The sequence below is a fragment of the Rhodococcus yunnanensis NBRC 103083 genome (assembly GCF_001895005.1).
GTDB lineage: Bacteria > Actinomycetota > Actinomycetes > Mycobacteriales > Mycobacteriaceae > Rhodococcoides > Rhodococcoides yunnanense.
The window spans coordinates 168,238-180,181 of sequence record NZ_BCXH01000002.1; the positions used below are offsets into that span (position 1 = coordinate 168,238).

Below are 11,944 nucleotides of genomic sequence, written 5' to 3' on the forward strand. Positions count from 1 at the left end.
CTGAGGTTTCAGCGGCCGAGCTGCGTTGCCCATTCGGCGACCAGCTCGGCTGCCGGCCTGTTTTGTACACGGGCGAAGCCGGTTCCGGCCCACATAGACAACGCCGACGGGTCGTTCGCCGCTGCCGATTTCGCGCGCATCGGCGCGGTCAGGTAGTGCACATCCGGATATGCCAGCGGGGCAACCTCTGAGTTCTCTCGCATGAAATCGTTCTCCAGGCCGCGAGCAGGTCGCCCGGAGAATGCGCGTGTCACCGCTGTCCGCGTTGCGACGGCGAGCTGCGCGCGGTGCACTGCTCTGGTACCGGCTTCGGGGGTGTCGAGGAAGGCAGTGCCGAGTTGCGCAGCATGCGCTGCGCCCGAATTCAGCAGCGGTGCAATGTCGTATCCGTCCATCAGCCCGCCCGCCGCGATGCGGGGCAGACTCGACACGGCCGCCACCGCGGCAAGCACGTCGGCCAGCGGAGCCTCGGGGGCAGAACCGTCGAACGTTCCCCGGTGCCCTCCTGCCTCCGGGCCCTGGACGACGAGGGCGTCGACGCCGTGTGCCGTCGCCACCGACGCGTCGTCGGCAGTGGCAACCGTGGCCCACACCTCGGTTCCGACGCTGTGTAGCCGGGCGACTTCGTCTGCGGTGAAGGTGCCGAACGTACTCGACACCAGTGGCACCGGGTTCGAGATCAGCCAGTCGAACTTCTCGGTGTAGTAGTCGTCGCGCCTGGGCAGTGCGCCCGGTTCGACGTCGAACTTGTCGAACCACGGCCTCAGCTGCGCAGCGTATGCGTCGACGTCGGCTCCGGTGGATTCCTCGGGCAGAAAGAGGTTGACGCCGAACAGGTGGTCGCGCACCGAATCGACCTGCGCGGCAAGCGCATCCGGGGTCAGCAGAGCGCCTGCGATCATGCCCAGCCCGCCTGCCCGGGACACCGCCGCTGCCAGCTCCGGCGTGGAGGGCCCACCTGCCATCGGTGCACCGATGATCGGAATGTTCAGCTCACTCAGTATCCGTGTCGTCACATCGACCGAACTTACTCCGTTGCGCTCGCCTGCCCACGTGTGCGGCGATGCTGCACTACTTCTTGGGCTTGTCCGTCGACGACTCGGACGAGAGAGCAGCGACGAAAGCCTCCTGCGGTACATCGACGCGGCCGATGGTCTTCATGCGCTTCTTGCCTTCTTTCTGCTTCTCGAGCAGCTTGCGCTTACGACTGATGTCGCCGCCGTAGCACTTGGCGAGGACGTCCTTGCGGATGGCGCGGATGTTCTCGCGGGCGATGATGCGCGAACCGATCGCGGCCTGAATCGGCACCTCGAACTGTTGCCGCGGAATGAGCTCCTTGAGTTTGGTCGTCATCTTGTTGCCGTACGCGGCCGCGGCGTCCTTGTGGACGATTGCGGAGAACGCATCGACGGCCTCGCCCTGGAGCAGGATGTCCACCTTGACGAGAGCGGCACTCTGCTCACCGATCTCCTCGTAGTCGAGACTCGCGTATCCCCTGGTGCGGGATTTGAGAATGTCGAAGAAGTCGAAGATGATCTCGGCCATCGGGATGGTGTAGCGCAACTCGACGCGTGTCTCGGACAGGTAGTCCATGCCGCCGAGTTCGCCGCGGCGCCCCTGACAGAGTTCCATGATCGTTCCGATGAACTCGCTCGGAGAGATGATGGTGCACTTGACCATCGGTTCGAACACGTCGCGTACCTTGCCCTCGGGCCAGTACGACGGGTTGGTGACGATGTGCTCGGCACTGTCCTCCATCTCGACGCGGTAGACCACGTTGGGCGAGGTGGAGATCAGGTCGAGGTTGAACTCGCGCTCGAGCCGCTCGCGGGTGATCTCCATGTGCAGCAGACCGAGGAAGCCGCAACGGAAGCCGAATCCGAGGGCAACGGAGGTCTCCGGCTCGTACGTCAGCGCCGCGTCGTTGAGCTGGAGCTTCTCGAGCGCGTCGCGCAGGTCGGGGTAGTCCGAACCATCGAGCGGATAGAGGCCGGAGTAGACCATCGGCCGCGGCTCTCGGTAACCCGTCAGCGCCTCGGTGGCACCCTTGCGGAACGTGGTGACCGTATCGCCCACCTTGGACTGACGCACGTCCTTCACGCCGGTGATGAGGTACCCGACCTCGCCGACGCCCAGGCCCTTGGTTGCCTTCGGGTCGGGCGAGACGATGCCGACTTCGAGAAGCTCGTGTGTCGACCCCGTCGACATCATCGTCACTTTTTCGCGGGGGTTCAACGCTCCGTCGACCACGCGGACGTAGGTGACGACGCCGCGATAGGTGTCGTACACGGAGTCGAAAATCATTGCGCGAGCGGGACCGTCCGGGTTGCCGACCGGAGCCGGGACCAGCTTGACGACCTCGTTGAGCAGCTCCTCCACGCCGACACCGGTTTTGCCGGACACACGGAGAACATCATCCGGCTCGCATCCGATGATGTGCGCGATCTCGGCGGCGTAGCGATCCGGATCGGCAGCAGGCAGATCGATCTTGTTCAGTACCGGGATGATCGTCAGTTCTTTGTCCAACGCGAGATAGAGGTTCGCCAGCGTCTGCGCCTCGATACCCTGCGCGGCGTCGACCAGCAGCACGGCACCCTCGCACGCTTCGAGGGCACGCGACACCTCGTAGGTGAAGTCGACGTGTCCCGGCGTGTCGATGAGGTGAAGGACGAACTCCTGGTCGTCCACCACCCACGGCAGTCGCACGTTCTGCGCCTTGATGGTGATACCGCGTTCGCGTTCGATATCCATGCGATCGAGGTACTGCGCTCGCATCGACCGATCGTCGACGACGCCCGTGAGCTGCAGCATCCGGTCTGCCAGCGTCGACTTTCCGTGGTCGATGTGGGCGATGATGCAGAAGTTCCTGATCCGGGCGGGATCGGTGAACGTCGTGTCGGCGAAGCTGGGCACTTACGATCCTTTGAACGGCTGAGGAGCGAACGGACAGACCCAATAGTCCCACGTGTCCTACGCAGCAACGTCGTCGGCGTGCCGGATCCGGGATGACTACACTTTCGTCGCATGGCTGGGAACTGGAGCAGATTCAGCAAGGAACTGGGCAGGATCGCACTTCGAGAGGGACCGAAGCTCTTCCGGCAGCTTCAGAACTCCGGTGCCCTCCAGAAGGGCAAGGATGCGATCTCGGGTTCGACCACCCCCGGAACCGCCGCGAAACCCGGTCGGCCCGCCGCGAAACCCGGTCGCCCTGTCGCGTCCAGGACGGTCCCGACGGCACACCGCGCACGACGCGTCGAGTACTCCCCCGATCTCGACGGCAAGGCAGATCCCGGTGAAATCGTCTGGACGTGGGTCACCTACGAAGAGGACGCGACTCAGGGCAAGGACCGACCGGTACTGGTGGTCGGTCGCGACAGCGACACACTGCTGGGATTGATGTTGTCCAGCCAGAGCAAGCGCGACGGTGACCCCGATTGGGTGTCGATCGGGTCCGGCTCGTGGGACAGCGAGGGACGGCCGAGTTGGATACGCCTCGACCGTGTCCTCGACGTCCCCGAGTCCGGTATCCGCCGCGAGGGTGCCGTTCTCGCCAAGGGCAAGTTCGACGCCGTGGCTTCCCGGTTGCGTTCGGACTACAGCTGGTCGTGACGCAGCCGGGCCGCCCTCAGGACTTCAGTCGATCGAATCGACCGAACACACCTCGATAGACGAGGGCTCCGAGCGCCCCGCCGACGAGTGGGAACACGATGAACAACCACACCTGCCCCAGTGCGCCCGGCTGCCACGGTGCGACGGCGAGACTCCTCGCCGGATTGACCGAGGTGTTGTCGATCGGGATCGACACCAGATGGATCACGGCCAGCGTGAAACCGATGGACACGCCGGCCAGTGGCACGTCGGAGATCTGATCCGTCGACGCCAACACCACGAACACCAGAAGCGCGGTCAACAGGATCTCGATGACGATGGCCGCGGTGATTCCGTAGCCGTTCTCCAGTACCCCGCCCAGCGGACCCTTGATCGCGGACGGGCTGTGCGCGCCCCAACCGTTCGCGCCGAGACCGTCGACCTCACGGTCGTATGCCGGGAGACTGTTGGCGATCGCGAACAGTACGGCTCCGGCGATGAGTCCACCGATGACCTGGGCGACGATGAACAGGATTGCCTGCACCGCGGACATCTTGCCGAGCAGTGCTTGGCCGACAGTGACGGCCGGATTGACGTGACAGCCCGAGATCGGCCCGATCGCATACACGAGAAACAACAGTGTGAGGCCGAAAGCCAGTGCCACACCGAGATTTCCGACTTTGTCCCCGGCGAACACGGCCGTTCCGACCGCCGTGAACACGAGAACGAACGTGCCGATGGCCTCGGCGATGTACTTCTTGGTGTCCGAGATGACTTCCGGTTCCACATACTCCTGTGCCGTCGACATATGCCCACCTCTGCTCGATAGGTAATTCCCAGAAGAAACCTGCCGAGCAGTACGTTACGCCAGACGTGTGATCTCTACTACAACATCGAGAGCAGTCGAACCTCCGCCCGAGAAGATGCCCTTCAGCGGCGGCACATCGGCGTAGTCACGGCCGAGACCCACCGAAACATGCTGCTCGTTCACCGGAATCGCGTTGGTGGGGTCGTAACCCCACCACGAGCCTGTCCATGCCTCGATCCATGCGTGCGATTGTCCCTCGACCGACACTCCGATCACCGCTTCGTTTTTCGGGTGCAGGTAGCCCGAGCAGTACCGGCTCGGAATGCCGACGCTGCGCAACAACAGGAGCGTCAGGTGCGCGTAGTCCTGGCACACGCCCTTCTTCTCCGACCATGCCTCGACAGCGGAGGTGTGCACGCCCGTCGTGCCGGGCACGTAGGACATCTCCTGGTGCACCCAATTGGAGATCTCGACGACCGATTCCTGAGGTGGCAGACCCTTGGACAGCTTCTTCGCGATGGCAGCGAGTTGACGGTTCTTGGGCACGTACACCGTGTTGTCGAGCACCTCGTTGTACCGGTCGATCACCGACTCGCTCGCCAGTTCCTCCCAGGACGCCGTCTCCTCGGGCGGCGTGAACGGATCCGTCTCGACGACGGACGACCCGGTGACCTCCAGTTCGGTGTGTGGCGCATGCAGGTCGAAAGCTGTGACGGCGGTGCCCCAGTAGTCGGTGTAGCGGTACGACCTCGTGACCGGGTTGGTCTCGACGCGATTGAGGATGACGTTCTGCCGGTGGTCGCTGCGCGGTGTCAACCGAGCCTCGTTGTACGACGACGTCACCGGCGCGTTGTACTGATAGCCCGTGGTGTGTACAACTCGCATACGCCAGCTCACAGTTCACCTTCCAGTTGGTCTTCGTAGTTTCCGGCACCCGCGTCGGTCCACGCCACCCACGGAGCGGCATGGAAATACTGCTTGGAAATGGCCTCGCCGAGATCGCGGCACGTCTCCTGAAGTGACAGAAGTCGCTCCTGCAGATCGTCCAACAGCGCTCCGGGACGGAGGAACTCGAGTTCGCTTCGCGCACGGCCGAGCAGTCGCTGCGCCTCGGCGCGGGCCCCGACACGACTGTTGGGCTGATGGTCGAGCTGATCGAGCGACCGCTCCGCTTCACTGAGCGCATAGAACACCGATCGCGGAAACAGCCTGTCCAACAACATGAATTCGAGCACCCGCTGGGCGTCGAGCGCCCCGCGGTAGGTGCGCAGGTAGGTGTCGTGCGCGCCTGCGGATCGCAGCACGGTCACCCATGCAGGCGACGACGGCCGGTCACCCGCACGCGAGAGCAGAAGCCGCACCGTCATGTCGATTCGCTCGACGGACCGGCCGAGAATGAGGAATCGATACCCGTCGTCGTGACTGAGGGTCGAATCGGCCAACCCGGCGAACATCGCGGCCCGCTCTTCGATGTAGCTGAAGAACTCGTGCGGTCCGGTCCGCTTCGACGCGCGAATCCTGTCGTTCAATCCGTTGTAGGTGGTGTTCAAGCACTCCCACATCTCACTGGATGTGACTTCTCGTGCACCACGGGCATTTTCACGCGCACTCGACAACGAGTCCACGATCGAGCCGCTTCCACTGCGACTGAACGCGACGAGTTCGGTGAGTGACCACACGTCGAGTGAGACATCGGGTTCGTGCTTGAAACCGAGCACCCGAAGCAGAACTCGCGATATGTGGTCGGGATCGACCGTCGCGTCCTCGAGAAGTTGATGCACCGTGACGTCGAGGATGCGGGCAGTGTCGTCCGCCCGCTCGACGTACCGCCCGATCCAGTAGAGCGATTCCGCGTTCCGAGCGAGCATCTAGTGTCCCCCACCGTTCGAGCTTTGCTGCTGTTGCTGTTGCTGTTGCTGTTGCTGATCCATCGTCAGCTCGGGTCCCTGTTCGGTCATCGGAGCCTCCGGCGGCTCGCTGACGATCTCTTCACCCGCGAGTTCCTGCTCCTCCTGTGACGTTCGCGTCGCGAGTACCCAGGTGTCCTTGCTGCCGCCGCCCTGACTCGAGTTGACCACGAGCGAGCCTTCGGGCAGCGCGACACGCGTGAGCCCGCCCGGCAGCACCCACACGTCGTCGCCGTCGTTGACCGCGAACGGCCGAAGATCGACGTGGCGCGGTACCAGTCGGTCACCGATCTTGGTGGGAACCGTCGAGAGCTGTACGACGGGCTGCGCGATCCAGCCGCGCGGGTCCGCCCTGATCTTCTTGCTGATCGTCGCGAGTTCCTTGGGCGACGCGTCCGGACCGAAGACGATGCCGTAGCCGCCCGAACCTTCGACCGGCTTGATCACGAGCTCGTCGACACGATCGAGGACCTCCTCGCACTCGTCGTCCAACCAGCATCGGAACGTGTCGACGTTCGCCAGGAGCGGCTTCTCGCCCAGGTAGTAGTCGATGATCGTCGGCACGTACGTGTAGACGAGCTTGTCGTCGCCGACGCCGTTGCCCACGGCACTGGAAATGACCACATTGCCGGCGCGTGCAGCATTGACCAAACCCGCGACTCCGAGAACCGAATCGGGGCGGAACTGCATCGGGTCGAGATAGTCGTCGTCGATGCGTCGATAGATGACGTCGACCTGACGCTCACCCTCGGTGGTGCGCATGTAGACGATGTTGTCGCGGCAGAACAGGTCGCGTCCCTCGACGAGTTCGACGCCCATCAACCGAGCGAGCAACGAGTGCTCGAAGTAGGCGGAGTTCGCCACACCGGGGGTCAGGACGACAACGGTGGGGTCGGCTTCGTTGAGCGCCGCTGCAGCGCGGAGCGCGCGCAACAGATGCGAGGCATAGTCACCGACGGCACGTACTCGGTGAGTGGCGAAGAGGTCGGGGAACACCCGCGCCATCGTGCGACGGTTCTCCATCACGTAGGACACCCCGGACGGCGACCTGAGGTTGTCCTCGAGGACGCGGAAGGTTCCCTGTGCGTCGCGAATCAGGTCGATGCCCGCGACGTGGATACGGACGCCGTTGGGCGGCACGATGCCGATCGCCTCGCGGTGAAAATGCTCACACGAGGTGACGAGCCGCTTGGGCACCACTCCGTCGCGCAGAATCTCCTGGTCTCCGTAGATGTCCGCGAGGAACATCTCCAATGCCTTGACGCGCTGTTTGATCCCACGCTCGAGCCGCGACCACTCACCGGCGGCGATGACGCGCGGCACCTGGTCGAGTGGAAACGGACGCTCCTGGCCGGACAGCGAGAACGTGATTCCCTGGTCGATGAATGCTCGCCCGAGCGCATCCGACCGAGCACCGAGATCGGCTGAGCTCGACGGCTCGAGCGCGGTGTGAATCCCCTTGTACGGCGTGCGAGTCTTGCCTTCGGAGTCGAACATCTCGTCGAACGCGAGACCGTACTTGCCGTTGTTGGCATAGCCGTCGAAGACGCCGTCGACCTCGGGCTTCCCGCGAGCCACCGAGGATGATGTGGTGGTTTTACTCTTGGCCAATGGTGTGGCTCCGGATCGCGGACTCATTCTCGCCATGTTGCTACAGAGACAGGAGATAAGCGCGCCGGACGCGTTAATTTCTGGAAACGGTGCACGCCCCGTCCGGCGGCAGCCTCGTCGTGCCACACGTTTCGGCAGGTGATGAGACAGGCGGAATTGGGTTCTGCTTCGGGTGCTGGTATTCTCGATCTTCGGCGCTGGGCTTCACGGCTCGGCAGCAGACTTCGGGCATTCCAGCATGGATGGCCCTGACCGGAATACCGACGAAGACAGAAGGATTTTACGCGTGGCCAACATCAAGTCCCAGAAGAAGCGCATCCTCACCAACGAGCGCAGCCGTCTGCGCAACCAGTCGGTGAAGTCCTCGCTGCGGACGATCATTCGCTCCTTCCGCACCGCTGAGGCTGCAGGAGACAAGGAAGCGGCTTCGACCCTCGCGTCCACCGCAGGCCGCCAGCTGGACAAGGCAGTCAGCAAGGGTGTCATCCACAAGAACCAGGCAGCCAACAAGAAGTCGGCACTGGCTCTGGCTGTCAACAAGCTCTGATTCACGGTTTCACCACAAAGCCCGCTCGAACCGTCGAGCGGGCTTTGTGCTGTCCGGAGGAACGCTGTCCCAGTCAGCTACTCAGGCCGGCGACCACCGATACCGCATTCTCGACGGCGTAATCCGCGTCGGCGGCTTGGCCTTTGACGTCCGCGTTGAGCTGAGACACGATCTGCAAAGCCTGCGCGATCGACTGTCCGTTCCAGCCACGTGCCTGCGCCTGAGCTTTCTTGATCTTCCACGGCGGCATGCCGAGTTCACCGGCCATCCGAAACGGATCTCCGCGTCCGGCGGAACCGACGAGCGCTATGGTGCGCACGGCATCGGCGAGCGCGTCGGCCAGTAGAACGTGCGGGACGCCCCTGTGCATTGCCCATCGCAGCGCTTCCAGGGCTCCTGGACGGTCCCCGGCAACGGCTTTCTCGGCGACGTCGAAGCCCGACACCTCTGCCTTGCCGGAGTAATAGCGTCGAACCGCAGCGACGTCCACCTTGCCGCCGGTGTCCGCGACGAGTTGTGAGCAGGCGGCAGCGAGCTCGCGAAGTTCCGACCCCACGGACTCGACGACGGCTTCGACCACGTCGCCACTGACCCGTACCCCGGCCCGGGTGAACTCGCTCTTGACGAAATCTACGCGTTCGGACGCTTTGGTCAGTTTGGCGCACTCGTGAGTGACGGCACCGGACTTCTGCAGCGCGCCGACCATCGCCTTGGCCCGGCCACCGCCGGTGTGCATGATGACGAGCACGGCGCCCTCGGGAGGGTCGGCTGCCGCGTCGAGGACAAGGGCCACAGCGTCCTTACCCGCCTCCGCGGCGGACTCCAGCACGACGACGCGGTCCTCGGCGAACAACGAGGGGCTCAGTAGTTCGGCGAGTTCCGGCGCGCTGGCGTCGCCTGCCCGCAACTTGGTGACCGGTAGGTCCTCGCCGGGAGATCGACGTGCTCGTACCCGACCGACGATCGACGCGACAGCGCGGTCCATGAGCAGTTCCTCGTCGCCGAGAACGAGGTGGAGCGCCTCCACCGGGCTGTTCGCATTCACGACGTCGATCGTGCCATGCCGCCCCGACACCTTTCACACATGCCACCGGCCCCACCCCTCGGCTACTGCGTGAGCAACGAACCGACCCACAGTAGGAACGCAGCGGCAGCGGTTCCGCCCAGGATCCACCGCATGATTCGGCTACGCAGCGCCCACACGGCCATCGCCGTCGCCGCCAGCACGACGGCAACACCTGCGGCGCCGCTCGGGGTCGCCAGCGAGGCTCCTGGCACTGCGGCGGACCGATGCGCGACCCAGATCAGCCACCACAGTGGGGCCGACGCGAGCTCGAGCACGAGCGAGGCAAGGGAAGTCGCCCACGGGGCAAGGGCCGCAGCGATCGCACCGACGACCGTGATCGGCGCGACCACCGGTGCCACCGCGATATTGGCCAGCACTCCGAAGGCGGAGAAGGTGCCCGCCATGCCTGCAACGATCGGTGCCGTGACGGCGTGAGCAGCGGCCGCCACCGCGACGATCTCGGCCGGCGCGCGGCCCCACCCGTGACGGCGCAGCCAATCGACCCACACCGGTGACAACACCACGAGACCTGCGGTAGCGGCGACCGACAGCGCGAACCCACGATCGACTGCCAGTTCTGGCCACCACGCGATCAACCCCAACACCGCAGTGCACAGCGCGGGCACGGCCTGGCGGCGCCGACCGGTGATCAATGCAAGCAATCCGATCCCGCCCATCACGGCGGCGCGCAGGACGCTCGGCGACGGTCGGGCGACAACTACGAACGCGAGAAGCACGATCGCACACACCGACGCGGTGGTACGGGGACCGATTCCGACGGCGCGTGTCAGAAGCAGAAAAGCGCCCAACAGAATCGAGAAGTTCGCACCGGACACGGCAGTGAGATGCGTCAGACCTGCAGCGCGAAAGTCGGATTCGACGTCCTCCGGCAGAGCCGACACGTCGCCGACGACCAGACCGGGGAGCACTCCCGCCCGATCGGGAGGCAGTGCATCCGAGGCCGCTTCCGCCAGCGAGGTGCGCACAGTCGACGCCGCTCGCGCGATCGGACCCGGCGCATCGACACGGAGAGGTGGCCCGTCCACGCGAACGACCGCGACGGTCAGATCCGTCCGATCGGGCGGTGCGAGTCGGCCGCGCAGTGCCACCGCCTGGCCCGGCACGAGGCCATCCCACCCCTGCGCCGGTGCGAGAACGGTCACCGAGCCTCTCATCGAACGCGGAATGCCCGCGACGTCCATCTGCGTCAACTCGGCTTCGATCGAGACTGTCTCCGGCCCCGCGAAGCGAATGCGCCGCGGATCCTCGGTGACCACCACAGCCGCACTGACCCACGCCCGTTGATGTGCTGCTTCGACGGCAGGGCTGGTCTCGAACACCCACATGTGCACGGCTGCCGCGCCCGAGTAGCAGCAGCCGACCGCGGTCACCGCGACCAGGCCGAGTCCGCGGTCCCCCAGTCTTTTCCGTACACCGAGAAGTACGATCGTGCACCCCGCCAGAACGAGCACACACGCGATGACGACACCCGACCCGAACACGATTCCCACACATGTTGCAGCCCATCCCACGATCGCAGCCGGAACCAGTCGGATGTCGTGCGGCCGGATCGGCGCCTCGTTCACACCGTCACCTGATCGCGCATCTTCTCCAGTCGCACGGGGCCGATGCCGTCGACCTCGGCCAGTTGACCGACGTCGGTGAACGGTCCGTTCACCTCCCGCCACGAGATGATGTTCGCCGCGGTCACGGGTCCGACGCCGGACAACGCGTCCAACTCCGCGGCCGTCGCGGTGTTCAGGTCGACCGGTCCGCCGCCCGCGTCGGAAGATGCACTCGTCGAGCCGGATTCACCGCCGCTCATCGTTCCGCTCACGACCGTCTTGCCCTCCGGCGGCATCGCGCCCACCAGTATCTGATCGCCGTCGGCGACGAGCGCAGCGAGGTTGAGTCCCAGCACGTCGGCACCATCGCGTGTGCCACCCGCCGCGGCCAACGCGTCGGCGACGCGCGAACCCGGCGGAAGATGCACGAGCCCTGACGACACGACCAGGCCCACCACGCTGACAACGAGATCCACCGGCGGTGCGGCTGCGGCGGACGCGGACGTCGTCGTCGATTCGGCTGAAACGGGCTGCACCACGGGCAGGGACGGGACAGGGGCGACCGAGGGAGCGTCGCGAACCCATCCGTATACGGCGACGAGAACGACGACGAGACCGACACCTGTCATCGCCAGCATTCCCTTGCGCCCCGGATCCAGTCGAGCTCCTCGCCACCGCTCGGGCAGATACGGCGACAGCGCGGTCTCGCGTCGCTCGTCCGAAGTCAACCAATGCTGTTGTGAGTCAGCGTCTCCGACACTCTCCGACGTCGCTGCTTCCGGATCGGACCTGGTGCGCGAGATCGGTCGGTTCTCGAGAGTTGCCATGGATCGGACGCTAACGAACCACGCA

Annotated in this window: 11 protein-coding genes; 2 read left to right on the top strand and 9 right to left on the bottom strand. The window is 64.9% G+C overall.

The genetic code is table 11. The features are described from left to right. Positions 1-8 precede the first annotated feature (8 nt). Both RY1_RS05125 and lepA read right to left on the bottom strand, forming a co-directional pair. Positions 9-1,016 carry a nitronate monooxygenase gene (locus RY1_RS05125; RefSeq protein ID WP_072802463.1) on the bottom strand — a complete coding sequence of 336 codons (1,008 nt, stop codon included), beginning with the start codon at positions 1,014-1,016 and terminating at the stop codon, positions 9-11. Between the two features lie 55 nt (positions 1,017-1,071). Further along, complete coding sequence (lepA, locus tag RY1_RS05130) at positions 1,072-2,913, bottom strand: translation elongation factor 4 (RefSeq protein ID WP_072802464.1); 1,842 nt, start codon at positions 2,911-2,913, stop codon at positions 1,072-1,074. 111 nt (positions 2,914-3,024) lie between these two features. On the opposite strand from lepA, the gene RY1_RS05135 reads away from it, so the two are divergent. Beyond that, positions 3,025-3,609: a type II toxin-antitoxin system PemK/MazF family toxin gene (locus tag RY1_RS05135; RefSeq protein ID WP_072802465.1), complete on the top strand. Its 585-nt coding sequence runs from the start codon at positions 3,025-3,027 to the stop codon at positions 3,607-3,609. 16 nt (positions 3,610-3,625) lie between these two features. Here RY1_RS05135 and RY1_RS05140 read toward each other — a convergent pair whose 3' ends face one another. Genes RY1_RS05140 through RY1_RS05155 form a run of 4 tightly spaced genes read right to left on the bottom strand, consistent with a single transcriptional unit; the run spans position 3,626 to position 7,800 of the window. Then, positions 3,626-4,396, bottom strand: coding sequence for an aquaporin (locus RY1_RS05140; protein ID WP_072802466.1), 771 nt, complete (start codon positions 4,394-4,396; stop codon positions 3,626-3,628). Between the two features lie 54 nt (positions 4,397-4,450). Next, positions 4,451-5,281 carry a transglutaminase family protein gene (locus RY1_RS05145; RefSeq protein ID WP_072802467.1) on the bottom strand — a complete coding sequence of 277 codons (831 nt, stop codon included), beginning with the start codon at positions 5,279-5,281 and terminating at the stop codon, positions 4,451-4,453. 8 nt (positions 5,282-5,289) lie between these two features. Next, positions 5,290-6,264 (bottom strand): alpha-E domain-containing protein, encoded by a 975-nt coding sequence (locus RY1_RS05150; RefSeq protein ID WP_072802468.1) that lies wholly within the window; start codon positions 6,262-6,264, stop codon positions 5,290-5,292. Further along, positions 6,265-7,800 carry a circularly permuted type 2 ATP-grasp protein gene (locus tag RY1_RS05155; protein WP_245819515.1) on the bottom strand — a complete coding sequence of 512 codons (1,536 nt, stop codon included), beginning with the start codon at positions 7,798-7,800 and terminating at the stop codon, positions 6,265-6,267. A 400-nt stretch (positions 7,801-8,200) separates the two neighbouring features. Here RY1_RS05155 and rpsT point away from each other — a divergent pair, with 400 nt between their 5' ends. Then, positions 8,201-8,461, top strand: a complete 261-nt coding sequence (gene rpsT, locus RY1_RS05160; protein ID WP_072802470.1) for a 30S ribosomal protein S20 — start codon at positions 8,201-8,203, stop codon at positions 8,459-8,461. Positions 8,462-8,534: 73 nt separating this feature from the next. Here the strand turns inward: rpsT and holA are convergent, their stop codons facing one another. The 3 genes from holA to RY1_RS05175 form a co-directional block, all read right to left on the bottom strand. Beyond that, positions 8,535-9,506, bottom strand: a complete 972-nt coding sequence (gene holA, locus RY1_RS05165) for a DNA polymerase III subunit delta (protein WP_072802471.1) — start codon at positions 9,504-9,506, stop codon at positions 8,535-8,537. A gap of 62 nt (positions 9,507-9,568) precedes the next feature. Continuing rightward, on the bottom strand, positions 9,569-11,113 hold the full coding sequence (locus RY1_RS05170; protein WP_072802472.1) for a ComEC/Rec2 family competence protein: 1,545 nt from the start codon (positions 11,111-11,113) through the stop codon (positions 9,569-9,571). Continuing rightward, positions 11,110-11,919, bottom strand: a complete 810-nt coding sequence (locus RY1_RS05175; RefSeq protein ID WP_072802473.1) for a ComEA family DNA-binding protein — start codon at positions 11,917-11,919, stop codon at positions 11,110-11,112. Before RY1_RS05175 ends, RY1_RS05170 begins: the two co-directional genes overlap by 4 nt. Positions 11,920-11,944 lie beyond the last annotated feature (25 nt).

Excerpts from the sequence above, each read along its gene's own strand:
- RY1_RS05145 (WP_072802467.1), bottom strand. The coding sequence starts at position 5,281 with ATGCGAGTTGTACACACCACGGGCTATCAGTACAACGCGCCGGTGACG.
- RY1_RS05135 (WP_072802465.1), top strand. The coding sequence starts at position 3,025 with ATGGCTGGGAACTGGAGCAGATTCAGCAAGGAACTGGGCAGGATCGCA.
- RY1_RS05140 (WP_072802466.1), bottom strand. The coding sequence starts at position 4,396 with ATGTCGACGGCACAGGAGTATGTGGAACCGGAAGTCATCTCGGACACC.
- RY1_RS05155 (WP_245819515.1), bottom strand. The coding sequence starts at position 7,800 with ATGTTCGACTCCGAAGGCAAGACTCGCACGCCGTACAAGGGGATTCAC.
- RY1_RS05175 (WP_072802473.1), bottom strand. The coding sequence starts at position 11,919 with ATGGCAACTCTCGAGAACCGACCGATCTCGCGCACCAGGTCCGATCCG.
- RY1_RS05150 (WP_072802468.1), bottom strand. The coding sequence starts at position 6,264 with ATGCTCGCTCGGAACGCGGAATCGCTCTACTGGATCGGGCGGTACGTC.